Source organism: Deinococcus sp. YIM 77859, from assembly GCF_000745175.1.
Taxonomy (GTDB): Bacteria; Deinococcota; Deinococci; order Deinococcales; family Deinococcaceae; genus Deinococcus.
The window spans coordinates 979,963-1,003,831 of the sequence record NZ_JQNI01000002.1 but is presented as its reverse complement, the minus strand read 5'-3'; the positions used below and the strand labels follow the sequence as shown (position 1 = coordinate 1,003,831).

Genomic DNA, 23,869 nt, shown 5'->3' with positions numbered 1-23,869 from the left:
TGGTATGGAGGCCGCCCTAGGGTCCCTTGGCGCGCTGCGGGCTGCGCTCGTGAGCGGGGACCAGACCACACTTGCCGCCCTGCAGGCTTGGCAGCCCGCCCCGCAAGAGCGGGATGAGGCGGCGGCTTTGGCCCTGCGCTGGGGGCGGCCCACGCTGGCCGCGCGCTGGGCAGCCGATCCGCTCACGCGTGCTGCGGCCTACCTGCGGCTGGGGCAGGCCGCGCAGGCCCTGACCGAGCTTCGCGGGCAGCCGGATACGGCGCGCCCCGCTGTGTTGCGCGCTCGGGCTGCGTGGCAGGCCGGACAGAGAGATGCCCTCAGCTGCGCTCGGCACGCCCGCGCCCTGGCCCGTGCCGAGGGGGACGCCGCCGCCCTGGTCGCGGCTGTCACTCTGCTCGGCGAGATCCTGCTCAGCGAGCCCAAAGCGGCCCTGCGTGCCCTGGCCGAGGGCCTGAGGGTCGCGGAACTCACCGGGCAGGAGGCAGAAGCGCACCTGTTGGCGGTTCTTGCGCAAGCGCAGGCAAAGCTGGGCAGCCCGACCAAGGCGGCACGCACTGCGGCCAAAGCCCTATCCCGTAGCCTTCCAGGGAGCCCCGCTCGCGTGGGGGCGCTGTGGGTGCTCGGCCGCGAGGAGGAAGCCCGCGCAGAAGCGGCCGCAGGTGCGCTTGGCGAGGGGTGGTGGCCAGCGCGGTAGGCCGTTGGCCGGAGCTGCCCCACGTGTTTTCCCCGGTGTTACCCCGGCACCACGTCCAGCCTTCGGAGCCCGCGAATCACGAAGCCGCCCACGTAGTCCGGGTCGGCCTCGGGGTCACGTAGCCGCAGCTGTGGAAAGGCCCGTGCCAGTGCCCGCAGGCTCAGGGCCAGCTCCAGACGGGCCAGCGGCGCGCCCAGGCAGTAGTGCGTTCCCAGGCCAAAGGTGAGGTGTAGGTTGGGCGTTCGGGTCAGGTCGAGCCGGTCAGGGGCCTCGAAGCGGCGTCCATCGCGGTTGCCGCTCGCGTACAGCAGCCCCACTTTCTCCCCGGGCCGCAGGGGTTCACCGTGCAGGGTGAGGCTTTCCAGGACGTACCGCTCAAAGAGGGGAAGCGGCGTGTCAAAGCGCAGCAGTTCTTCCAGCGCGCTGCGAAAAAATGGCAGGCTCTCCGCGTGCGGGGCCGCGCGCGCCAATTCCTCCCAGTGCGTCCGCGCCCGCAGCAGCACCAGCACGGCGGCGGTGAGGCCATTCACACTCGCCTCGTGCCCGGCGTTGAGCAGCAGAATGCAGGTGTCGATCAGCTCCTGCTCGGTGAGGCGGTCGCCCTCTGCCTCGACCTGTACCAGGGCCGTGATGAGGTCGTCTTGCGGTACGGTACGCCGCGCCCGCGCGAGGTCACGCAGCAGGGCGCTGAATTCCAGCACGGCCCGTTCGGCGGCGGCCTGTTCCTGCGGGGTGTACGTCGGTTCGTACAGGCGCACGATGGCCGCCGACCAGGGCCGGAGCTGCCCGCGTTCGGACTCGGGCACGCCCAGCAGCTCCGCGATCACCGTGACGGGCAGCGGCTCGGCGTAGTCGGCCACCAGATCGAAGCTGCTCGCTGCGGCCAGCTGGCGAAGCTGCGTGTCCAGCAGCGCCGTGATGCGCGCGGTGAGGCTCTCCACCCGCCGGGGCGTAAAGGCCAGACCCACCAGGGAACGCAGGCGGGTGTGCTTGTCGCCCTCGCTGTCCAGCAGGTGGTTGGTATTAAAGGCGTCAAAGTTCGCCTGGCGAGGGTCAGGGGGCGGCCAGCCCAGCTCATCCCGCGAATAGCGGTGAAGCACGCTGCGGCCAAAGCGGCGGTCCCGCAGCAGCGCCGCGATGTCCCCATACCGGGTCAAAAAGACGCGTTGAAGCACCGGATCACGAAAGGCGGGGGTTTCTTCACGAAGCTGGGCCAGCAGGGGATACGGGTCACGCACAAAGGCCGGATCGTGAAGGGGCAGCGTGAATGTGGGGAGGGCCATGGGTCTAGCGTAGAGCAGCTGGACCTCGGGCCGCCTCACCGTTTGGCAGAATGCAGGAGTGGGTTTTCTCCTGTGGCTTCCCGGCACGCTGCTCATTCTGTTGGCGCTGGGAGAAGCCCTGGCTGGTGCCATGCAGTCCGGCGAGAGCCCCTTGACGCGCTCGGTACACCACGCGCTGCATTCCGCGCTGCGGGGAGTTTCGCGCCTTACGGGCCGCCGCGGACCGCTGGTCTGGTCGGGCTTGACCCTGGTGATCGGCACGTTCGTGGTTTGGCTGCTGCTCACCTGGTTGGGGTGGACGCTGATCTTCCTGTCGAGGCCCGGCGCGCTGGTGGGGGCTTCGACCGGCACGCCTGCGGACCCCTGGGACGTGGTGTATTTCGTGGGCTATACCCTCTCCACCCTGGGGTTGGGCGACCTGAGGGCGGTGTACACCGGCTGGCGACTGCTCACGGACCTGACCGCGCTCAACGGCTTTATTCTGATCACGTTTGCGATCACCTTTATCGTGCCGCTCGCGCAGGCCCAAGAGGCCCGGCGCATCTTCGCGCTGCGGCTGCACCGGTCGGGCGCGACGGCACAGGGTCTGGTGCTGACCGCCTGGCATGACCATCCCAAGGGCCTCCAGGGCCTGCTCGACGATGTCGAGGCGAGTCTGCTTTCGCTGGACGTGCAGCACTGGAACTACCCTGCCCTCCACCGCTTTCACACCGCTCTTCCGGCAGAGGCCCTGGAACTCGCGCTGCCCGCCCTCGACGAAGCCCTGCACCTGATCGAGTTTGCGCTGGACGTGCCCCCGCCCAAGCGGCTGCGGGTGGTGCGCGCGTCCATCGACAGCCTCCTGGATACCTACCGCCGCCTGCGGCCGGGGCTCAACCTCGCGCCCCCGCCCCTGCCCGACCTCACGCCGCTGCGCGAAGCCGGGTTGCCGCTCCGCCCCAGCGCAGAGGTCGAGGCCCGCTTTGCCGCCCTGACAGAACGCCGCCGCCTGCTGCGCCGAATGGCCGAGGGTGGCGGCTTTTCCTGGTCTCAGGTGGAGCGCTGAACGCTCCCGGCGCCCAGTTAGGCAAAGGACTGTTCGTCCCGCCGAGCAAGGCCATTCGAGTCCTCTCCGGCCAGCGGGACATCCAGCGCCAGCGAAGCGGGGCGGCCAGGCAGCGTGGTGGCCGGCAGGCTCAGGTCCTCCTCGGCGGGGAGATGGCGGGCACTGAGTTCGGCAAAGGACTGCACCAGGGCGCGGTACTGGCTGACAAACTGGGTGTACTCGGTGCGAACAGCGCTCAGGCGGGCCGTCAGCTCGGCGTGGCGCTCATGAAAGGCGCGCTCCAGGTACACGGTCCGCTCGGCGTGTGCTCGGTCGCGTTCTAGGGTGAGCTGGTGGTACTCGCTTTCCAGGTCTGCAAAGCGCCCGCGGAAGGCGGCTTCCAGTTCCTGCATTCGGGCCTGATGGCTGGCTTCCAGTTCGGCTTGCCGGGCCTCCGCCTCGCGGTCCAGCGCCTCTCGTCGCTGCTGCGCCTGCGAGAGCAGCAGTTCGCACTGCCGAGCCGCGTTCTCCCGCAGGTCATGCCCGATGCGCTCGGCCGCCACCACGGCTCGCCGGATCTCATCTTCTGCCTGGCGGCGCTCTTCAAGCTCGCGTTCCAGGTCCTCCACCCGAGCAAGCAGGGCCTGGCGCTCGTGCAGCAGCGCTTCGACCTGGTCGGCCACCTGTTCCAAAAAGGCCCGTACGCCCGCGCGGTCGTAACCGCCGGGGCGCCCCGGAAACTGCCGCTGGCTGATGTCGAGGGGGGTGAGGGGCTCGTGCTTGTGCGGATTCATGTGCTGGCTCATGAAAAAAGGCTCCTTCCGACGCGCACCAGGGTCGCGCCTGCTTGCACGGCGAGCGGGTAGTCGCCGCTCATGCCCATGCTGAGTTCCGGGAGGCCGAGGTCGTGGGCGCGCTCGGCGGTGTCCCTAAAGATCCGCCGCGCGGCGTCCGCGTCCCCCTCGGGGGCCATCACCATCAGCCCCCGCACGTCCAGTCCGGTCTGCACCACTTCAGCGTAAACGCTGCGCAGCGCCTGCGGGTGAATGCCGTGCTTCTGCGCCTCCCCGTTGTGCACCTGCAGCAGCACGGCGGGTGCGTGGCCCCACTTCGCCCCCGCCTCCGCAAGGGCGCGGGCCTGCCGCACGTCCTCCAGCGAGTGAACAAGCCGCACTGAGCGCAGGTACTTCACCTTGTTCAGCTGCAGCGGCCCGATGAAGTGCCATTCGATCTCGGGCCGTTCGGCTGAAAGTTCGGCCGCCTTGTCGCGCAGCTCCTGCCCCCGGCTTTCGGCCAGCGGGAAGCCGCCGGGCTGGAGCGCGGCATGGGCCAGGATACGGGTGCGGATCTCGTCCGGGCTGTGCCCCTTGGTGACGGCGACCAGGCGCACGCTGCCGGGAGCGCGCCCCGCCGCCCGCTCGGCCGCGCGAATGCCCGCAAGGACGTCGGGCAGGCTCACGCGGACACGCTCCCCGGCTGGGCTTGAGGAGAGCTCATCTGCAGCTCCTGAGGGGGTGGATCACGTTCGGCATTGTGGCCTGTTTGCTCGCGGGCCTCAAGTCCAGCGCGAGAATTCCCGGGCGCGTGAGAGGTGGAGACCCGGTCAACATTCCTTCACCCTTCTCAGGCGCCGAGCAGGAAAGGTGACGCAAGGCACCTGCGCCTTTTCTCTCGCCAGGAGAAAGGGCCACTGTGCAACACTAGGAGACGCATGCGACACCCCCACACGCTCGCCCTGACCCTCCTCCTCGCCGCTCCCGTCGCCTTCGCGCAGCAGGCCGGAACGGTGCAGGACGTGGTCGTGAACGGCACCACCGACCTGCTTGCCAACTACGTCAAGGCCGTGCTGAGTATTCAGCCCGGCGCGCCCCTTTCCAGTGTCAACCTGCGCCAGGTTGAGCAGGACGTGCTCGCCAGCGGCTATTTCAAGGCGGCGACCGCCGAACTGCGGACCATTGGTGGCCGCGACACGCTGGTGATCAGGGTCACGCCCAATGCCACCATCAAGACGGTGGAGGTGAGCGGCCTGACCTTTTTGGCCCCCGAAGCCTTTAAGGAACGCGTCGCGGAGCTGCTGAACATCGCGCCCGGCGCCACGCTGAACACCCAGCGCATTGACCAGGCCAAGGAAGCCTTGGCGCAGAACTACCGCTCGGAGGGCTTCCCCTTTACGCCCAGCATCAGCGCGACCACCAAAACCAACTCGGACGGCACCGTCACCGTCAGCTTTGTGGTGGACGAGACGGCTCCCCTCACTCGGGTGGAGGTCGAGGGCGTGACCCTGCTGCCCGCCTCCACGGTCACCAACATCTTTAAGCCGCTCTACGACGCCCGCAAGTTCACGGTGCCCGCCTACTACGGGGCCGTGCAGCAGCTTCAGCAGGCGTATGACGCCGCCGGCTACGTGCAGAGCGGCGTGAATGTTCAGGCCAGCACGCTGGAAAACGGGGTGCTGCGCGTGCGCGTGGTGGAGGGCCGCGCGGCCAGTGTGAACTTTGACGGGATCGACCCCACGGGCGTGACCCTCCAGACCAGGGTGGGAGAGCCCCTCTCGGTGGAGCGCCTGCGCGCCGACGTGCGGACCCTCGCCAACAAGACGGGCAAGCCGGTGGGCTTCGCGCTGCAGGCCGACCCCCAAAACCCCGGCCAGGTCGCGGTGTATTTTGGCGCGGCAGACGTGGCCAGCGGTCCGGTGCGGCAGATCGTCTTTAGGGGCAACACCCGCGTGCCGACGGCGACGCTCGCCGCCGCCATCAAGACCAAGGTGGGGGACGTGTACTCCCCGCAGCTCGCCCAGGAGGACTTCCTGGCCCTGCGCGACGTCTACCGCAAGGCGGGGTTTGAAATCAGCACCCGCGACGCGATCACCTTCAACGAGGGAACCCTTACCTTTAACATCCGCGAGGTGCGCCTCAGCGGCTACGAGCTGCAGTGGCAGGGGCGGCACCGGACCCAGGACCGCGTCATTCTGCGCGAGCTGCCCGCTCCCGGCGGCCTCTTTAACCTCAATGACCTGCGCGCCGGCCTCGCGCGCGTGAGCCGCCTGGGCTACGTGCAGGTCGTGGGCGAGAATGTTCGCAGCGATCCCCAGAATCCGGAGAACGTCACCTACGTCCTCACGCTGGCCGAGAGTAGCCAGGGTATCCCGCTGGGCCTGAGTGCGGGCTACGACAGCCTGACCGGCTTTAGCGGCGAAGCCTCCTATTCCAACCCGAATGTCTTTGGCCTCGGTCACAACCTCGCGGTGACGGCAGGAGCTCAGCAGAATGACGCCGGTCAGAACTGGTACGGCAACGTGTCCTACACCATTCCCTGGCTGGACCTGAATTTCCTCGACTTCCGTGAGAACCGCACCAGCCTCAGCACCTCGGTGGGCAGCTCGGTGGCCGGAAACCTCACCCTGAACGACAAGAGCAGCGGCAGCGCCGTGGACACCGGCCGTCAGTACACCGTTCGCAGCACCGGCTTTAGCGTGCGGGCCGGGCGCAACCTTACCCAGAATCTGGCTGCATCGCTGGGAACGGGCTTCAGCTACCGCACCTACTTCCTCGAACCCCTGAAGGGAGACGAGCAGAGCAGCTACACCGACGCGCAGGCCCAGGCGCTCCTTCCGCCGACGAGCCGCATCACCAACGTCAGCGGTACCCTGAACTACGACACCACCGACAACCCCGAGTTCCCCAGCCGCGGCGTGCGCGCCAACACCGAGGCGTCCTACAACTTCGGCGTGTCCGGCACGACCCCGGTGGCTTGGACGGACGTGCAGGGCGGTGCGAGCACCTACCTGGGCCTGGGCCGCACCCTCGACAAGGGCTTTGGTGTGCAGACCCGCCAACAGGCCCTGGCGGTGCGGGTCAACGCGGGAAGCATTCTGGGCAATCCGGCCAGCGGAACGGGATACAGCGTCGGCGGTGGCAGCTCCCCCGCGGCGGCCTACCAGATTCGCGGCCTGGACAACAACCAGCTTTTTGGCACCAACTACTTCACCGCGAGCGCCGAATACCGCTACGACTTCAACCTCAGCAACTCCTTTACCCAGGGCCTCTACGGCGTGCTCTTTGCCGACGCGGGCGACGCCTGGAACAGCGGCGAGACCTTCCAGCTCAACTACGGGGTCGGCGCTGGCGTTCAGCTCAACCTGGGCTTTGGCGGCGCGCGCCTTCCCAGCCTGCGCTTTGACTACGGCTTTAGCCCCCAGAGCGGCAACGGCAAATTCTACTTCCGCATCGGAAACTTCTTCTAAAGGCGAAGAGGGAAGAGGCGGGCTTCCTGCGGGGGCCTGCCTCTTTTGGTGGGCTGCCTTGATCCGTTGACTCTGCCCTTGGGGCGACCTTCAGACTGTGGCCGTGACCGAACACTCAGGACCACGCCTTACGACCGGCCATTTTGCAAGGCTGGCTCGCCTCTCCTCTAAGGCCCTTCGGCTTTACGACGCTCTAGGCTTATTGCGACCCATTGATGTTGATCCAGAGACTGGCTACCGCTTCTACGCTGCCCAACAGCTAGAACAGGCGCGCCTCATCGGAGTACTCAGGCGATTGGAGATGCCTCTTGCTCAGATTCAAGAACTGTTGCAAGCGCCTCGCGGAGACCAGCTGAAGGTGCTGGAGCGCTACTGGCAGAGCCTGCAGCAGTCGATGAGTGAAAAGGAGGGTCTTGTTGCCTACCTCACTGCCCATCTCAGTCAACAGGAGGTCCGAATGTTTGAGATTTTTGACCGCGAAGTCCCATCGGTACAGGTTCTTGGTTTTCGAGGAAGGGTTAATATAGAAGCCTTGCCAGATTTTATTGTTACAACGTTTCAACGTTTACAGCAGCATTTAGCTGCTCAGGACATACCATTTGCTGCGGCGCCCTATGTTCTTTTTTATGGTCATGTGGGTGCGGATGCGGATGGACCAGTGGAAGTTTGTATTCCTTGTTGCGGTCGGGTGACACCCGGTAAAGGCATGGCGGTCCGGCAAGAACCTGCCTACCGGGAGGTTTATGTCTCGCTCACCCAAGAGCAGCAGAGGCGGGTGCAAACCATCTTGAGGGCCCACGATGAAGTTGCGCGTTCGCTCCAGTGGCAAAGCACCCTTCCAGTGCGTCCCGCTCGTGAGGTCTACCTTCAGCCCGCAGCGGAGCAGGACCCAGCGTTGGAGGTGGCTTACCCCTTCTGGGTTGCCCCCCTCAGGCCGCAGGGACAGCGGAATCTGAGCGCCTCTCCTTCTCGGCCCGCTACCATGCCCCGGTGAACCGCTGCCGACTTCCCGTTTCCGAGGCTTCCACATGGAAGGGTTGATGCTCGCGCGGGTGCTGCGTGAGCTCGCGCCGCACCTCCCCGCCCGCCATCTGGGCTGGGTTTTTCCCGACGAGACGACGGCCGCCCTGCTGCTCGACGGGGTCGGAAACCTGGTGCTGAGTTATCGCCCGCCCCAACCCGTGGTGTTCGTGTCACGCGAGCGGTTGCGCGGCGAGCCGCATAATCCGTTTCAGCGCTTTCTGGCTCACCGAGTGCGCGGCGACCTGGTGAAAGCCGAGCAGCTCAAGCTCGACCGGGTGTTCGCCCTGCACTTTGCGGGCGAGACGGGCTTTGTGGACCAGCCGCCCACCCGTCTCGTCTTCGAGGTGACGGGCCGCAACGCCAATCTGCTGGTGCTCGAAGGGGGAGAGGGTTTCGGCGGGCGCATCCTGCAGGCCGCGCGCGAGATCACGGGGAGCCGCAACCGCTTTCGTACGGTGCGAACGGGCGGAACGTACACGCCCCCGCCCCCCTATGAGAAGCTTGACCCCCGCACCCTGACCGAGGCGGAGGCGCAGGCCCTCGCGGGTGTGCCGCTTGGGCGGTGGCGCGAGCGGCTGGACGGGCTGGGGCCGCTGCTGGGGGCCGAACTCGTGCGCCGCGCAGGCCTGGACCCCTCCGAGGCCCCAGGCGAACGCTGGCCCCAGGCGCTCGCTGCTCTGCGTTCCCTGGTGCATGATCCCACGGTCAGCGAGGGCGTGATGCAGGAGGGAGCGCGCGAGGCGGCGCGAGTGGAAAAGGCTGCGCAGCTTCGCAAGGCGCTGCGCGAGCCGCTGGAAAAGCGGGTGACCCTGCTTCAGAACCAGCTTGCGGACGTGGCCCGTGCCGAGGCAGGGGTGGACGCCGCTGCCCAGGACCGCGCTGAGGCCGACCTGCTGATGGCCTACGCGCACACCCTGGAGCCGGGTGCGGCGTCTGCCCTGCTCCCGGCTTTTGATGGAAGCGGTGAGGTGGCGGTGACGCTCGATCCTCAGCTCAGTGGGGTGCAGAATGCCGAGAAACGCTATGCCCGCGCCCGCCGACGCGAGGAGGTGTACGAGCGGCTCGCCGAGCGTGAACCCGCCCTGCGCGCCGAGCTGGCGGAGGCGCAGGAGCGGCTCACGCAGCTGGAAGCGGCGAGCCTGGAAGAGTTGGAGGCGCTCTCCGCGACCCTTCAGGCCGAGCGGCCCGCCAAGAGTCCCTACGGTCTGCGCTTCACCACGCCGGGCGGCTTCGAAGTGCTTGTCGGCCGCAACAACAAGGAGAACGCGGCCCTGACGCACCGCATCGGGCGCAGCCTGGACTACTGGTTTCATGCCCAGGGCTATCCCGGCAGCCATGTTCTGGTCCGTACGGGGGGGCGCGACCTCTCTCTTCCCGACATCCTCTATGCCGCGCAGCTTGCCGCCGCCCACAGCAAGGCGCGTGGCAGCAGCAATGTGCCGGTAGACTATACCCGGATCAAGCACGTCTGGCGGCCGCGCGGGGCACCAGCCGGGCAGGTGCACTACACTGGTCAGAAGACGGTGTTCGTGGACGGAACGCCGCCCGAGGACTAGGAGCGAGCACAAGGGCGGTGGAGGAATCCGGATGCCCGTCACGTCCCCCCGTGTCCCCAGCGCGTACAATGCCGGGCTGTGGAACGCATCATGTTCAGGGCCAAGATTCACCGCGCGACCGTCACGCAGGCGGACCTCGACTACGTCGGGAGCGTGACCATCGACCAGGATCTGCTGGACGCGGCGGATATCCTGCCCCATGAGCGGGTGGACATCTACAACATCACCAACGGGAACCGCCTGAGCACCTATGCCCTTCAGGGGCCCCGCGGCAGCGGCGTGATCGGCATCAATGGAGCCGCCGCGCACCTGGTGCGTCCCGGCGACCTGGTGATTATCGCCGCCTATGGCAACTTTACCGAGGAAGAAGCCCGCACCCTCGAGCCGCGCGTGGTTCTGGTGGACGCCCAAAACCGCCTCCTCGACCCCCAGCCTGCCTGAACCCGACCTCCTGCCGCTGGCCACCGCCAAGCGGGACACGAGTGGACTTTAGCTTACCTTTACAAAAGTGGTAGCGTAGCGCCGTGTTCCTTCCTCCGCCGTGGCTCTTTCTGATCCTGCTTGGACTGCTGGGGTTCCTGTTGGTGCGCGACTGGAGGGCGCGGCGCGAGTTGGCCTGGAGGCGTGAGGTCACGCGCGCGTTGCAGGTCGGAAGTGAACGTCTCGCCTCCGCTCAGGGCACGCATGCCATCGTTCGCGTCGCGGTAGAGGTGCTGGGCGGCCTGCGCGTCGCGCCGCACATCGCCTTTGTGGCCTATCAGCAGGGAGTGCCCTGTATCCTCGCGGGGCAGGGCGGTTTTGGAGGGCAGGTGACGCGAGCGCTGACGGCGGCCAATGACAGCCGCAGCGTGCAGGCCGACCACTGGGTAGCGGCCGAGGTGCTGACCCTGCTGCGCCCGGAAGACCGCCGGCATACGTGTGTCCTTCCGGTGTACGACGGCACGCAGCGGCACCTGGGGCTACTTGTCCTGGCCCGCGCTGGCCGGGTATGGCGGGACGAAGAAAGGGAGACGGCGGCAGCCTTCGCGCGGCTGCTGGGGGCGCAGCTCGGGCAGTGGCAGGCCATGCAGGATCTGCGGGACGCGAATGACCTCACCCTCCGGTCGCTGGGGGCAGCACTGGAACGCCGCGACGACGGTACCGGTGGCCACACCACCCGAGTGGTGGGCCTCAGCGTGCGGCTGGCGCGGGCGCTGGGTTGGGATGAGGACCGGGTCAAGGCGCTGCGCTGGGGAGCCTACCTGCACGACATGGGCAAGCTGGGGATTCCTGACCGCATCCTGTACAAGCATGGTCCCCTCGACCCCGAGGAACGCCGCATCATCCAAAGCCACACCACCCAGGGGTATGACCTGCTGCAGGACCTGCACTTCCTGCCCGCCGAGACGCTCGACCTCGTGCGCTACCACCACGAACGTTGGGACGGAAGCGGCTATCCTGCGGGGCTCTGCGGTGAAAACATCCCCGAGGCCGCTCGCCTCTTTGCGATCGTGGATGTCTACGACGCTCTCACCAGTGCCCGCCCCTACAAACCCGCCTGGTCGCGCGAACGCGCTCTACAGGAGATCGGCGCGCAGGCCGGACGGCACTTTGATCCCCACTACGTCGACGCGTTCCTGGCCCTGATGACCGAGCAGGACGACGTGCGCCTGGTGAGCTGAGCGCTCCTCCTTAGCCGGGCAGCGCGGCGAGATCAGCGCGGGTCGGCGCGTAGGCGCCGGTTTGAGTACAGGCGGCAGCGGCGGCTTGCAAGCCCAGCCGGAGGTGTTCTGTCCACAGCGCCTCGGGGCGTTCGGTGGCGCTGACCAGGAGCCCGGCGCAGAGGGCATCTCCCGCCCCAACCGTATCGGCGACCTGCACGGGCACGGCGGGTACGTCTGCGCGGCCCGCCGGTTGATACAGGGTCGCGCCCCTGGCCCCACGCGTGATGACGATGGGGCAGCGGGCATTCAGACCACGCAGCTGCCGTAGCGCGTCCTCTTCGGACAGGACCGGGAAGAAGAAGCGCAGGTCCTCGTCGCTGAGCTTGATCAGGTCTGCCTGCCGCGCGACCGCCTCGAACACGGCGGGGTAGTCCGGGTGGCGATGCGTGACCCGGGCGTTGGGGTCGAAGCTGATGCGTACCCCACAGGCCCGCGCCTCTCCGACAAGTTCCAGCAGGGCAGTGGCCAGTGGCCAGCGGCTCAGGCTGATCCCGCCCACGTGCAGCCAACGGGCGCTCTGCAGCCACCCTGGTGGCAAGCGAGTGGGATCAAAGTGGAGATCGGCGCTGTTCTCGCCCAGAAAACGGTAGGCGGGCGGGTCGAGCCGGTATACCACCGCCATCAGGGTGGGCTGCGGGACCCGCTGAAGAAAGCGCAGGTCAAGGCCTGCCGCCGCGCTCTCGCGCCAGAGATCGTCCCCGAAGTTGTCCTCGCCCACCGCTCCAGCAAAAGCGCTGGGGGCGCCCAGCCGCGCGCAGGCCCGCGCCACATTCCAGCCTGCACCCCCCGGATGCGCGCGCCACAGGTCTTCTCCAGCCGTCACCAGGTCGGTCAGCGCCTCCCCGGCGCTCACGATCAGGGGGAGAGAGTCACTCATGGGACCAGCCTACGGGATGGGGAGAGGACCCGGACGGAAGGCCGCGTCTTGTTCAAGGCTCGAAGAAGGTATGGGGCGCTGCTGCGCCTGCCCTTTGTGTGGGCGAGACTAGAACTTGTGTCCGCGCCTGTTGCCTTCTCTCACCCCTTTCGGGCCTACACGCCTGCCGCCTACACCTTCCCACTCCCGGAGGGACACCGCTTTCCGGCCTACAAGTACGCGGGGGTGGCCGAGCGGCTGAGGGGGCTGCTGCCCGTGCTGGACACGCCGCCCCTGCGCTGGGCCGACGCCGCGCGCGTCCACGACCCGGCCTGGCTGCGGCGCTGGCGGCGCGGAGAGGTCACGGCGGCCGAGGAACGCGCCTTTGGTTTGCCCTGGAGCCCGGAGGTGGTGGAGCGGGCCCGGCGGGCGGCGGGTGGCAGCCTGGCCGCCCTGCACGACGCGTTGGCGTTGGGCTGGGGGGCAAATCTCGCGGGCGGCACCCACCACGCCTTTCGGGACCGCGCCGAAGGCTTTTGCCTGGTGAACGACGCGGCCATTCTCACCCGGGTGGCGCTCGATGGGGGCTGGGCGCAGCGGGTGGCTGTGCTGGATCTCGACGTCCACCAGGGAAACGGCACGGCGGCGCTGCTGGCCGGGGAAACGCGGGCCCTGACCATCAGCGTGCACGGCGAACGCAACTATCCCTTTCGCAAGGAGCGCAGCAGCCTTGACCTGGGCCTGCCCGACGGCGTACAGAACAGCGAGTACCTGCGGGTGCTGCGCGAGCAGGTGCTGCCCGCCCTGCATGACTTTCGCCCGGGGCTGCTGCTGTATCTGGCGGGGGTCGACGTCCTGGCCGGGGACCGCTTCGGGCGCTTCGCCCTCACGCTGGAGGGCGTGCGGGAACGCAACCGCACCGTGCTGAGCTGGGCCAAAAGGGCAGGCGTGCCGGTCGTGACCATGTTGGCCGGCGGGTACAACCGCGATCCGGCCCTCACCGTCGAGGCCCACGCGAGCACGGTGCTCGACGGCCTCGAGGTCTTCGGCTGACGGGACGTTCACGCGGGTTGAGCAGGACTTCACAAAGTGGAGGCAGAACGGTTTCGCTTTGTTCAAGGTTCGTACAGTGAGAACGCTAACGCCCTGCCCCCTGCCCCTTGAGGAGCGTGCCATGACCCTGTCTGCCCACCTTTCTGCCCCCCTCGACACCGCCCACCGCCGCCCCCTGCGCCGGGGGGACACGCTGTATCACGCGGGCGACCCCGCGCCCAACCTCTACCGACTGGAAAGCGGCCTGCTGCGCGCAGTGCGCCTGACCGCCCAGGGCCGCACCCTCACCGTCCGGCACATCTGGCCGGGGGACATCTTTGGGGAGGAGGTGTTGCACGGCCTGCCGCGCGGGCACCAGGTGACAGCGCTGTCTGACGCGAGCGTCACGGCCCTGCATCCCCAGAGCCTCGGCAACGCCGAACTGTGGGAGGTGACCCGCAGCCTCAGCGCCCAGCTTCAGCGCGTGATGACCGACGGCGTTCATATCCAGGACGGTGAGTTGCGCGAACGCATCGCCCGTTACCTCCTGAATCTGGCGGACAGCAGCCTGGGCGGGCGGCACGGCAACGGAATGCGCTTTGTGCGCGCCACCCACGAACTGATTGCCGAAGGCACCGGCGCCACCCGTGAAAGCGTCAGCAAGCTGATCGGCGAGATGCGAGACGACGGCCTCCTCACGCCCGCCTACCGCTGCCTGACCCTGACGGACGAGGCGGGCTTGCGAGCGCTGAGCGGGTATCACGAGGAATAGAAGCACGCAGGACGCGGGGCCGAAGCGCTGCCTGTTCTGGGTGTTTCGCCGCACAAACGCTGAGCCGCACGAGGACAAAAGCTGGCCTCGCTGCGGCTGTCTCTCTTTTGTCTTCATGGTGGGGGCAACAGGCCTACAATGCGCTCCATGCGCATTCGCCTTGACCCCTGGCCGGTGGATACCCACGACGGACAGTTGACCTTAAAGCCGTTTGCGGGGCTGGTGATGGATGCCGAGACCAACCGCTGGGCCGCTCTTCCTCCCCGCGGGGTGCCGCAACGGGTGCGGCGGGTCCTGGTTGTGGACGGCAAGCCGCGCATGGAAGCCCGGCTGCTGCTGGACGATGAGGCAGGCCATCTCAGCGTGGCCGGTTTTGGTGCCTACGTCGTGGGGGCAGTGGACCTCTGTCCGCACGGAACGCGGCAGGCCAGCCTGCAGGATGTGGCCGCGCGCCGAGTGCTCGCCTACAGCGGAGACGTGCCGCTTGAACCGGCCCAGCTCAGCCCCCGCAACCCGCACACGGGACGCCTAGAGTACCAGCCGCAGCCCTTTCGCGGCGCGCAGGTGGAAGGCGCGCGGAGTCAGATTCAGCGCCTGATGCTGGATGCCGAGCAGCAGCTCAGCGCGGACCTCGCTTCGCCCCTGCCCCTCGATGAGACGGAGCCGGACGCTCTGCCGGACACGCTGGTGCTGCAAGACGGTCCGGTGCGGGTGGGCGAGGCCGGACGCGCGGTGGTGGGCTACGTCAAGACGCTCCACACCGACTACCTGGGTGCCGACCGCATCGGTCTGCTGACCGAGCTGAAGCCGGGCGAACGCACGCCCATTCTGCGCTTCTCGGTGGGCGACCGCGGTGAGGGCGGGGGAGGCCGCGAGCAGCGCTTTACCTGGTATGTCCGCCTGTGTCAGGCCCCCTTCTACCAGCATCCCCTCGCGGGCGTGATGCGGCTAGAAATGCACGCCCCCGAGGATGTGGAGTTCGTGCCGCGCGGCGTGCGGGACATCGCGGACCTGTCGGGCGCGCTGCTGTGCCGCCTCGCCAGCCAGCCGCACAAGGACCCCCGCGCGCCCCAGAACCTGATTCCAACCGCCGCGCTCGAGCAGGCCATGACCCGCGCGCTGGGCAGCCTGGAACTCGTCACCCGGCGTATCCGCATGCACCTCGCCGCGCAGTACGGGTCGGGGGTGGTCGCGTGACCTCGGTGGAGCGTCTGGGACGGGTGCTGGGCACCGAGGACGTCACGCCCACTGTCTTCTGGTTCGCGGTGGCGGCGGGCGCGAGCGTAGGCCTAGATGATCTGGTGGTGGTGGAAACCCGCAGGCCGGATGGCCGCAGCGTGCACTTCTACGGGCTGGTGGACAATGTTCGCAAGCGGCATGAGGGCGTTACCTTTGAGTCGGACGTGGAGGACGTGGTGGCGGGGGTGCTGCCCGCTTCGGTCAGCTACGCGGCGCGGGTGCTGGTGACGCGGGTGGACCCCGAGCACTTCATTCCGCCGCAGCCGGGTGACGAGGTGCGCCGGGCCCAGGGAAACGCGCTGGCGATGGCCCTCAGCGCCGACAAGATGAAGGAGGCGGCCTTTCCGGCGGGCCTGCTTGCCGACGGACAGCCCCTGCCGCTCAACTTCCGCTTTGTGAACGGCGAACAGGGCGGGCACATCAACATCAGCGGCATCTCCGGCGTGGCGACGAAGACGAGCTACGCCCTTTTCCTGCTGCACTCCATCTTCCGCAGCGGCGTGATGGACCGGGTGGCGCAGGCAAGCGGCGGACGAACCGCGGGCACGGCGGGTGGACGCGCCATCATCTTTAACGTGAAGGGCGAAGACCTGCTCTTTCTCGACAAGCCCAACAGCAACGTTCGGGGGCGTGAAGCTGCGGCTTGTGCCGAAAAGGGCCTGAGCGGCGACCGGTATGCCCTGCTGGGCCTGCCCATGACGCCCTTCCGCGACACGCAGTTTCTTGCGCCGCCCCGCGCCGGGAATGGGGCCATCGTGCCGCACACCGACCAGCGTTCGGAGGGCGTTACTCCCTTCATCTTCAGCCTGCGCGAGTTCTGCGAGCGGCGGATGCTGCCCTACGTGTTTGCGGATGCCGGAAGCAGCCTCAACCTGAGCTTCGTGATCGGCAACGTCGAGGAGAAGCTCGCGCGCCTGGCAGCGGGGCAGACAACGCCCGGCACCGGTCTGCACGTGGACGACTGGCAGGTAGACCGCAGCGAGACGCCTCCCGAGGACCTGGAATTCGGAGACATGGGCAGCGTCAACATCCGCACCCTCGACCAGCTCATCTCGTACCTGGAATTCAAGCTGCTCGAAGAGCGCGACGGCGAAGGTGACCCCAAGTGGGTGCTCAAGCAGGCGCCGGGAACCCTGCGCGCCTTTACCCGGCGCCTGCGGGGGGTGCAAAAACACCTCTCGCCCCTGATCCGCGGCGACCTAACGCCCGCTGAGGCTGCCCGCTACCGTCCCAACCTGCTGGGGGGCGCGCAGCTCAGCGTGGTGGACATCCACAACCTGTCTGGCCCCGCGCAGATGTTTGTGGTGGGGGTGCTGCTGCGCGAGGTGTTCGAGCACAAGGAACGCTACGGGCGGCAGGACACGGTTTTTGTGGTGCTGGACGAGCTGAACAAGTACGCCCCGCGCGACGAGGGCAGCCCCATCAAGGACGTGCTGCTGGAGATCGCCGAGCGGGGCCGTTCGCTGGGCATCATCCTGATCGGCGCTCAGCAGACCGCCTCTGAAGTCGAGCGGCGCATTGTCTCCAACGCGGCGATTCGTGTGGTGGGCCGCCTGGACCTGGCCGAAGCCGAGCGCCCCGAGTACCGCTTTCTGCCGCAGAGCTTTCGCGCTCGCGCGGGCATCCTTCAGCCGGGCACCATGCTCGTTTCGCAGCCGGACGTTCCCAACCCCGTCCTGGTGAATTACCCCTTTCCTGCCTGGGCCACCCGCCGCGACGAGGTGGACGATCTCGATGGCCGCGCCGTCGAGGATGTCGGCGAGGAATGGCTGCGGTGACGCGAGCACGGCAGCCCGGGTGCGCTGCGCCGGGGTCACCCCGCTGGACACCCCGGCCCATTTTCGGCTCCGCACCCCTACACTGAATCCATGACGAGCACGAACGCGAAGGCAAGCAAGTGGCTCGACGCCGAGATGCGTTTTGATTCCGGCGTCTACAACAAGCATCAGGTCGTGATGGTGCGCGGCCAGGGCGCCACGGTCTGGGACGAGGGGGGCCGCGCGTACATCGACTGCGTGGCCGGGTACGGCGTGGCGAATATCGGTCACTGCCACCCCGACGTGGTGAGGGCCATTCAGGAACAGGCCGCCCGATTGATCGTGATGCCGCAGACCCTGCCCAACGACAGGCGGGCCGAGTTCCTCACCGAACTGGTGGGCGTGCTGCCGCAGGGTCTTGAGCGCGTCTTTCTGTGTAACAGCGGCACCGAGGCGATGGAGGCGGCCAAGAAGTTCGCCATCACGGCGACGGGCCGCTCGCGCTTTGTCAGCATGAAGCGCGGCTTTTCGGGCCGCTCCCTGGGGGCGCTGGCCTTTACCTGGGAACCGAAGTACCGCGAGCCCTTTGGGGAGGCGGTCGACAACAAGCACGTAGACTTTGTGACGTACGGGAATGTCGGTGAACTGCGCGCCGCGGTGACGGACCAAACCGCCGCTGTGATCATGGAACCCGTACAGGGCGAGGGCGGCGTGCGTCCGGTCAGCCGCGAGTTCATTCAGGCAGCGCGCGAGATCACCCGCGAAAAGGGTGCCCTGCTGATTCTCGACGAGATTCAGACGGGATTTTGCCGCACCGGCAAGATGTTTGCCTCCGAACATTTCGGCGTGGTGCCCGACGGCATGACCCTGGCCAAGGCGATGGCGGGCGGCGTGCCGGTGGGGGCCTTTGCGATGACGGGGGAGGTCGCGGACCGCATGCCCGCAGGTGGTCACGGCACCACCTTCGGCGGGAATCCGCTCGCGATGGCCGCTGGCATCGCCGCCATCCGCGCCATGAAGCGCGAGAATATGGCCGAGCAGGCCCGCGAGAAGGGCACCTACTTCATGGAGCGGCTGCGCGCCATTCGCTCCCCCAAGATCCGCGAGGTACGTGGCCTGGGTCTGATGATCGGCGTGGAACTCAAGGAAAAGAGCGCCCCCTACATCGCCGCCCTCGAACACGAGGAGGGTGTCCTCACCCTGGCCGCCACGCCGCTCGTCGTGCGCTTCCTGCCGCCCATCACCATCAGCCGGGAGCAGATCGATCAGGTGGTCGCCGCCTTCGAGCGTGTGCTGAACACGGTGAACCCACGTGAGGTCCCCGCGCAGGAGGTGCGGGAGGACAAGCAGACGGAATAGAGACCTGCGGGCGGAAGGCTGGAGGTCTCTTCCGTCATTCGGCTGACGTTCGGTGACGGCCAGAGGTGTACCCTGACCCGACATGTCTGCTGCTCCTGTTCTCCCCTCTGAATCGATTCAAGCCCGCGCGCCCGCACGCGAGGTGGCCGCCATCGCCGTTCCTGTCAGCCTGGAGATGGTGCTGCAACTGGTGCTCACCTTTGTGAATCAGGTGGTGGTGGGGTCGCTGGGGGCGGTGGCCGTGGCGGCGGTCGGGCTCTCGGGGAGTGTGGGCTTCCTGTTTTTCGTGACGCTGGGGGCGCTGGGCTCGGGGACCAGCATTCTGATCGCTCGGCGCGCCGGGGCGGCAGACCAGGCGGGCGTCAACGGAACGCTGGCGGTGGCGCTGGCCGTCAGCACGCTGCTGGCCGTGCTGGTGACTGTGCTCGTCATTCCCGGCGCGGCGGGCCTGCTGGGGTGGGCGGGCGGCGCGGCGGACGTCACCACCCTGGCCGTGCCGTACCTCCAGGTGAGCATGCTGGCCCTGGTGCCCGGTGTGATCGGCGGGATTCTGAGTGGCGCGCTGCGGTCCCTGGGCCACGCGCGAACGCCGATGGTCGCCACGATGGTCACTGTCCTGGTGGAGAGCCTTGCCGCATTGGGCTTGGTGTTCGGGGTCGGCCCGCTCCCGCCGCTGGGGGTGGTGGGCGCGGCCTGGGCGCTGGTGCTCGCGCAGACGCTCAAGGCTCTGCTGCTGGCCGGGCTGGTGTACGGGCCGCGCCGCCTGGCCGCCTTCCGCCTGCCCAGCCCCGGCACGCGCCGCGCTGTTGCTGGGCCGCTGCTCACCCTCTCTGCGCCCATCGGCCTGACCGAGTTTCTGTGGAGCCTGGGGGGCTTTCTCTACGCCGCGGTCTTCGCGCGGGTGGGCACGCAGGCGCTGGCGGCCAGTCAGATCGTGGGCACCCTGGAGGGGATCTTCATCGTGGGGAGTTTTGGCCTGATGAGCGCGGCCACGGTCCTGATCGGGCGCGCTTTGGGCGCGGGGGACGCCTCTGGGGCGCGAGGCTGGCTGAACCGTGTCTCCCGCACCGGCCTGCTGACCGGGCTGGGCTTTGGTCTGCTCTTTGCCCTCAGCGCGCTGCTGTTGCCGCTGCTGTTTCCCGCCGTTGGCGCAGATGTGCGGGCCATCGCCGCCGGGGGCATCCTGATCAACGCCGCCGCGCAGGTCATCAAGGTGCGGAACATGATTTTGGGAGGCGGCGTGCTTCCCAGCGCCGGTGACGGAAAGGGCGTCATCACGGGTGATGTCGTCGGGGCCTTTGTCGTCGGCTTGCCCCTGGCTATTCTCCTGGGCCTGTATACCCCACTGGGCGTGTGGGGTGTCTTTCTGGCCCGCGTGCTGGACGAGGTCGCCAAGGTGCTGATTTTCGAGTGGCGGCGCCGCCGCGTGAACTGGGAGGCGCTGGCGGCGGCGCAGGGAGGTGCCCCCTGAGACAAGCGCTACCCTTCCAGCATCTCCCGTAGTTGCCCTACGCTGAGTTCTCTGGCTGCTGCGTCAAGGGCGATCTCCCCGGCGCGCAGGGCCACGACGCGTTGACCGAGGGCGAGGGCCTCTTCGAGGTGATGGGTCACAAAGACGACGGTGATCTTGCGCGCCCACCAGATGGCAAGCAGTTCGTCGGCAAGGACCGTGCGCGTGCGGTCGTCCAGGGCGCTGAAGGGCTCGTCGAGCAGCAGAAGCTGGGGCTGTACGGCCAGGGCACGGGCCAGGCTCACGCGCTGCCGCTGGCCACCCGAGAGCTGGTGCACGCGGCGGGGGCCGTAGCCGCCTAGGCCCACGAGCTTCAGGGTGTCTTCTACGCGGGTGGCCCGCTCCGCGCGCGGAAGGCGCTGACGTTCCAGACCAAAGGCGACATTTCCAGCAACCGTACGCCAGGGAAAGAGCGCGGGCTCCTGCTGAACCAGGGTCAGGCGGGGGTCTGGGCCCCGAAGTGGCGTGTTTCCCAGGCGAATCTCACCTGCCTGGGGGTGCAAAAAGCCCGCGAGCAGGGACAGCAGCGTGCTCTTGCCGCTGCCGGAGGGCCCGACCACGCACAGGAACTCTCCGGCCCGCACCTGGAGATCCAGGGGCCCCACACCCGCGTGGCCGCGGCCGTACCGGTAGGTCACGCGGTCCAGCGTGAGGGGAACTCCCTGCGGAGCGACGCCGGCACTGGTGGTGGAACGGGTCATCGTGGCCGTCATTGTTGCACCTCCAGGCCGTAGTCACGGCGAACGCGGCCTTCCAGCCCACGCAGCCCCGCGTCAAACAGGCCGCCGATCATCCCGATGATCAGGATGGTGGCGATCACGAGCGCCATATTCGCGGTGTTGCGCCCCACTTCGAGCTGTGCGCCTAGGCTGGCACTCGCGCTCACAAGCAGTTCGCCGCCCACCAGAGCACGCCAGGCAAAACTCCAGGCGGTGCGCAGTCCGGTGAGGATGCTGGGCACCGCGGCGGGGAGGAGCACACCCGTGGTGAGCCCCAGGCCCCGAGCGCCCAGCGTTCGCCCGGCAAGACGCAGCGCCGGGGGCACGTTCAGCAGGGCCCCGGACACAGCAAGCGCGACGGGAATAAAGCCCTCCAGAATCACCACGAACAGCACCGCCCGTTCGTTGAGTCCAAAAAACAGGATCGCAAAGGGCACAAAGGCGATGGAGGGCACGCTCTGGATGCCCGTCAGGTACGCGCCCAGCGTGTCTCGCAGGGGTCGCCAGGCGCTCATCAGCAGCCCGATCACGCCGCCAAGCAGGACGGCGACCACATACCCAAGAAGCACCCGGCGCAGGCTGTTGCCGATGGCGGCCAGAAGCTTGCCGTCTTGGGGGCCACTGCCCCACAGCCCGTAGCTGATCTCGGTCCAGACGGCTCGGGGACTCGGGAACACGTAGGGCGGATAGAGCCTAAGGACATCGGTCACCAGCCACCACAGCGCAAGGAGCAGCAGCAGACCCAGCAGTTGCCACAGCAGCACCCGGCCCCGGGGACGGCGGGGAGCGGAGGTGGTGTCCAGCGAAGAGAGACTCGTCATGTCTTTACTTTTTCAGGAATGCGGTGTTGATAAAGCGCTGGAGGTCCGGCACGCTGCGGGCATACCCAGCTTCCACGTTCAACTGCGCGTACTCGTTGAGCGCTTCAGCCCGGAGGGCGGTCGTGAAGCGCGTACGCGTCATGGCGCGTTGCAACACCCGCAGGTCGAGCTTCTGCCCGGTCAGCTTCTCAAGCTGGCTGTTTACGGCCCGCTGCGCCGCCGCTGGGTTCTTGTTCAGGAAGGTGACGGCGTCGGCATGGGCCCTAAGAAAGGCTGAGACCAGCGCAGGGTTGGCCTGGGCAAAGCGCGCATTCACGATCACGATCGTGGTGGGGTACTCCCCTTCGCGCCACACCGTCTTCTCGTTGCCGACCAGGCGATGACCCTGAGATTCCAGCAGTGCGCCCCACGGTTCTGGGACCAGCGTCGCGTCCACCCGCTTGGCGGCAAAAGCCGCCGCGATGTCGGCGGGTGGAACGGGCGTCACGGTGACGTTGCCGCCGTCCGTCTGTGCCTTCAAGCCCTGTTCACCCAGGAGGTGGCGCAGGCTGATGTCCTGCGTGTTGCCCAGGCTGGGCACCGCCACCCGCTTTCCAGCGAGGTCCTTGTACGTCTTGATGCCGCTATCCTTGCGCGCGATGAGGACAGCCCCCGCCTCGCTCGCTCCCGCGACAATCTGAAGGGGCATGCCGCGCGTGGCCCCGTTGATCGCCGGACCGGGACCGACATAGGCGAGATCCAGCTGACCTGCAGCAAAGGCCTCCATCAGGGTGGTCCCGGAGACGAACTCGCGCGCGTCTAGCCGCACGTTGCCCAGCGCCTTTTGAAAGGTGCCCCGCTCCAGCCCAACCAGGGCGGGGGCATGGGTGAGGTTGGGGAAAAAACCGAGGCGGACCGTCGTGGCGGACTGGCCGTGAGCGGCGGTGGCGAGCAGGGCGGCCAGCAGGGCCAGGGTACGGCGCATGAATCCCTCCTTGGGCTGAGTGTGAGTCAACACGGCTCCGGTAAGGTCAGGAGCCCATTGAGAGAGAACAGAGATTAATCCTGAGTGGTATACGCTTCGCGCAGCACCTCGGCCACCTCGGGCCGAGTGAATTCGCTGGGGAGTTTCTCCCCGGCGCGCAGCCGCTCGCGGACCTTGGTGCCGCTCAGCACCAGGTGGTGCGAAGCGTCGTGCGGGCAGGTGCGCGGGCTGACAAGCTGTCCGCAGGTGCGGCAGTAGAAGGTGTGCTCGAACTTCAGGATGCGGATCCCCAACTCCTCCGGGGTGTACGCCGAAAAGATTTCCTGCGCGTCGTAGGTGCCGTAGTAGTTCCCCACGCCCGCGTGGTCACGGCCCACAATGAAGTGGGTCACCCCGTAGTTGCGCCGCGAGAGCGCGTGCAAGATCGCCTCGCGCGGTCCGGCGTAGCGCATCGCGGCGGGGTACACGCTCAGCAGGGTGCGGGCTTGCGGGTAGTACTTCTCCAGCAGCACCTCGTAGGCCTTGACGCGCGTCGCGGCGGGGACGTCGTCCCCCTTGGTCTGCCCGACCAGGGGGTGCAGCAGCAGGCCGTCCACCAGTTCCAGCGTGACCTTGTGCAGGTACTCGTGCGCCCGGTGAATCGGGTTGCGGGTCTGGAAGGCGACGGTGGTGCGCCAGCCGCGCGCCTCGATCACCTCACGCACTTCTGCGGGCGTGCGGTGATGCTGCGGAAAGGCGCCGCGCGGCACCGCAAACAGGGTGACCGGCCCGGCCAGGTACACGTCGCCCTGGGCGTACAGCGCCGCTACACCGGGGTGGGCGGGGTCTTCCGTGCGGTACACTTCACGCGCCTCCAGGCTCTTTTGCGCCTCAAAGCGTTCCTGCACGTCCAGTGTGCCCACCGGTTCTCCGCCGCGCGTCAGCACCACGCGGCCCGTGTACTGTCCCGCTGCCTCGCGGCTCACCGGCAGGGTGATGGGAATGCTCCAGGGCGTGCCGTCTGCGAGCCGCATATGCTCGATGACGCTGAGGTAATCCGCCTCACCCAGAAAGCCTGTGAGCGGGGAGTAGGCCCCCGTGGCCAGCATCTCCAGATCGGCATAGGACCGGGCACTCAGTTCCAGCTGGGGACAGGCAGCGAGTTCCGCCCCATCGAAGTCATGGCCAGGGCGCCGCACCCGGTTCACCAGGGTGCCGCCCAGGGGAGTCGGAAGGAGAAGAGAAGAGGAGAGCGTCGTCATGAAGAGCCTCGCAGAACAAGAAAAAGAAGTGGATGAATAAGGTCAACTTTAAGAGCACAGGCGGGAAAGCGGG

General features: G+C 67.7%; 21 protein-coding genes. 13 read left to right on the top strand and 8 right to left on the bottom strand.

All coding sequences use genetic code 11. The annotated features are described in order from the left end of the window. Positions 1-4 precede the first annotated feature (4 nt). Positions 5-694, top strand: a complete 690-nt coding sequence (locus EI73_RS05070; protein WP_034384806.1) for a hypothetical protein — start codon at positions 5-7, stop codon at positions 692-694. A gap of 38 nt (positions 695-732) precedes the next feature. Here EI73_RS05070 and EI73_RS05065 read toward each other — a convergent pair whose 3' ends face one another. Further along, positions 733-1,977, bottom strand: coding sequence for a cytochrome P450 (locus EI73_RS05065; protein ID WP_034384805.1), 1,245 nt, complete (start codon positions 1,975-1,977; stop codon positions 733-735). 58 nt (positions 1,978-2,035) lie between these two features. On the opposite strand from EI73_RS05065, the gene EI73_RS05060 reads away from it, so the two are divergent. Continuing rightward, positions 2,036-3,022: a potassium channel family protein gene (locus EI73_RS05060; protein ID WP_034384803.1), complete on the top strand. Its 987-nt coding sequence runs from the start codon at positions 2,036-2,038 to the stop codon at positions 3,020-3,022. A gap of 17 nt (positions 3,023-3,039) precedes the next feature. Here EI73_RS05060 and EI73_RS15610 read toward each other — a convergent pair whose 3' ends face one another. Next, a complete protein-coding gene (locus EI73_RS15610) occupies positions 3,040-3,807 on the bottom strand; it encodes a DivIVA domain-containing protein (protein ID WP_051935417.1) in 768 nt (255 codons plus the stop codon). Next, entirely contained in the window at positions 3,804-4,460 is a 657-nt protein-coding gene (locus EI73_RS05050; RefSeq protein WP_034384802.1) for a YggS family pyridoxal phosphate-dependent enzyme, read from the bottom strand. Before EI73_RS05050 ends, EI73_RS15610 begins: the two co-directional genes overlap by 4 nt. 252 nt (positions 4,461-4,712) lie before the next feature. Here EI73_RS05050 and EI73_RS05045 point away from each other — a divergent pair, with 252 nt between their 5' ends. From EI73_RS05045 to EI73_RS05025, 5 genes are all read left to right on the top strand, one after another. Further along, complete coding sequence (locus tag EI73_RS05045; protein WP_034384801.1) at positions 4,713-7,244, top strand: outer membrane protein assembly factor; 2,532 nt, start codon at positions 4,713-4,715, stop codon at positions 7,242-7,244. Positions 7,245-7,347: 103 nt separating this feature from the next. Beyond that, a complete protein-coding gene (locus tag EI73_RS15855) occupies positions 7,348-8,238 on the top strand; it encodes a MerR family transcriptional regulator (RefSeq protein WP_197050741.1) in 891 nt (296 codons plus the stop codon). 34 nt (positions 8,239-8,272) lie between these two features. After that, positions 8,273-9,823 carry an NFACT family protein gene (locus tag EI73_RS05035; protein ID WP_034384799.1) on the top strand — a complete coding sequence of 517 codons (1,551 nt, stop codon included), beginning with the start codon at positions 8,273-8,275 and terminating at the stop codon, positions 9,821-9,823. Between the two features lie 78 nt (positions 9,824-9,901). Continuing rightward, positions 9,902-10,264, top strand: coding sequence for an aspartate 1-decarboxylase (gene panD, locus EI73_RS05030; protein WP_156103465.1), 363 nt, complete (start codon positions 9,902-9,904; stop codon positions 10,262-10,264). A gap of 83 nt (positions 10,265-10,347) precedes the next feature. Continuing rightward, complete coding sequence (locus tag EI73_RS05025) at positions 10,348-11,484, top strand: HD-GYP domain-containing protein (protein WP_051935416.1); 1,137 nt, start codon at positions 10,348-10,350, stop codon at positions 11,482-11,484. A 10-nt stretch (positions 11,485-11,494) separates the two neighbouring features. On the opposite strand, the gene EI73_RS05020 is transcribed toward EI73_RS05025, so the two are convergent. After that, positions 11,495-12,403, bottom strand: coding sequence for a carbohydrate kinase (locus EI73_RS05020; RefSeq protein WP_034384797.1), 909 nt, complete (start codon positions 12,401-12,403; stop codon positions 11,495-11,497). Positions 12,404-12,520: 117 nt separating this feature from the next. On the opposite strand from EI73_RS05020, the gene EI73_RS05015 reads away from it, so the two are divergent. The 6 genes from EI73_RS05015 to EI73_RS04990 all read left to right on the top strand — a co-directional run bounded on the left by EI73_RS05015 (position 12,521) and on the right by EI73_RS04990 (position 20,012). Beyond that, positions 12,521-13,435, top strand: coding sequence for a histone deacetylase (locus tag EI73_RS05015; RefSeq protein WP_034384796.1), 915 nt, complete (start codon positions 12,521-12,523; stop codon positions 13,433-13,435). 121 nt (positions 13,436-13,556) lie between these two features. Continuing rightward, positions 13,557-14,186, top strand: coding sequence for a Crp/Fnr family transcriptional regulator (locus EI73_RS05010; RefSeq protein WP_034384795.1), 630 nt, complete (start codon positions 13,557-13,559; stop codon positions 14,184-14,186). A gap of 147 nt (positions 14,187-14,333) precedes the next feature. Next, positions 14,334-15,383 carry a DNA double-strand break repair nuclease NurA gene (locus tag EI73_RS05005; protein ID WP_034387767.1) on the top strand — a complete coding sequence of 350 codons (1,050 nt, stop codon included), beginning with the start codon at positions 14,334-14,336 and terminating at the stop codon, positions 15,381-15,383. Then, positions 15,380-17,203: an ATP-binding protein gene (locus EI73_RS05000; protein ID WP_034384794.1), complete on the top strand. Its 1,824-nt coding sequence runs from the start codon at positions 15,380-15,382 to the stop codon at positions 17,201-17,203. Before EI73_RS05005 ends, EI73_RS05000 begins: the two co-directional genes overlap by 4 nt. Before the next feature lie 90 nt (positions 17,204-17,293). Continuing rightward, positions 17,294-18,541, top strand: coding sequence for an aspartate aminotransferase family protein (locus EI73_RS04995; protein WP_034384793.1), 1,248 nt, complete (start codon positions 17,294-17,296; stop codon positions 18,539-18,541). Positions 18,542-18,623: 82 nt separating this feature from the next. After that, on the top strand, positions 18,624-20,012 hold the full coding sequence (locus EI73_RS04990) for an MATE family efflux transporter (protein WP_034384792.1): 1,389 nt from the start codon (positions 18,624-18,626) through the stop codon (positions 20,010-20,012). An 8-nt stretch (positions 20,013-20,020) separates the two neighbouring features. Here EI73_RS04990 and EI73_RS04985 read toward each other — a convergent pair whose 3' ends face one another. The 4 genes from EI73_RS04985 to sat all read right to left on the bottom strand — a co-directional run bounded on the left by EI73_RS04985 (position 20,021) and on the right by sat (position 23,796). Next, the gene (locus EI73_RS04985; protein WP_034384791.1) at positions 20,021-20,764 is read right to left on the bottom strand and encodes an ABC transporter ATP-binding protein; all 744 of its coding nucleotides are present in this window, start codon (positions 20,762-20,764) and stop codon (positions 20,021-20,023) included. After that, on the bottom strand, positions 20,761-21,591 hold the full coding sequence (locus tag EI73_RS04980) for an ABC transporter permease (RefSeq protein WP_034384790.1): 831 nt from the start codon (positions 21,589-21,591) through the stop codon (positions 20,761-20,763). The genes EI73_RS04985 and EI73_RS04980 overlap by 4 nt, the downstream gene beginning before the upstream one ends. Before the next feature lie 4 nt (positions 21,592-21,595). Then, entirely contained in the window at positions 21,596-22,555 is a 960-nt protein-coding gene (locus EI73_RS04975; protein ID WP_034384789.1) for an ABC transporter substrate-binding protein, read from the bottom strand. Between the two features lie 74 nt (positions 22,556-22,629). Further along, positions 22,630-23,796: a sulfate adenylyltransferase gene (gene sat, locus EI73_RS04970; protein ID WP_034384788.1), complete on the bottom strand. Its 1,167-nt coding sequence runs from the start codon at positions 23,794-23,796 to the stop codon at positions 22,630-22,632. Between the last annotated feature and the right edge of the window lie 73 nt (positions 23,797-23,869).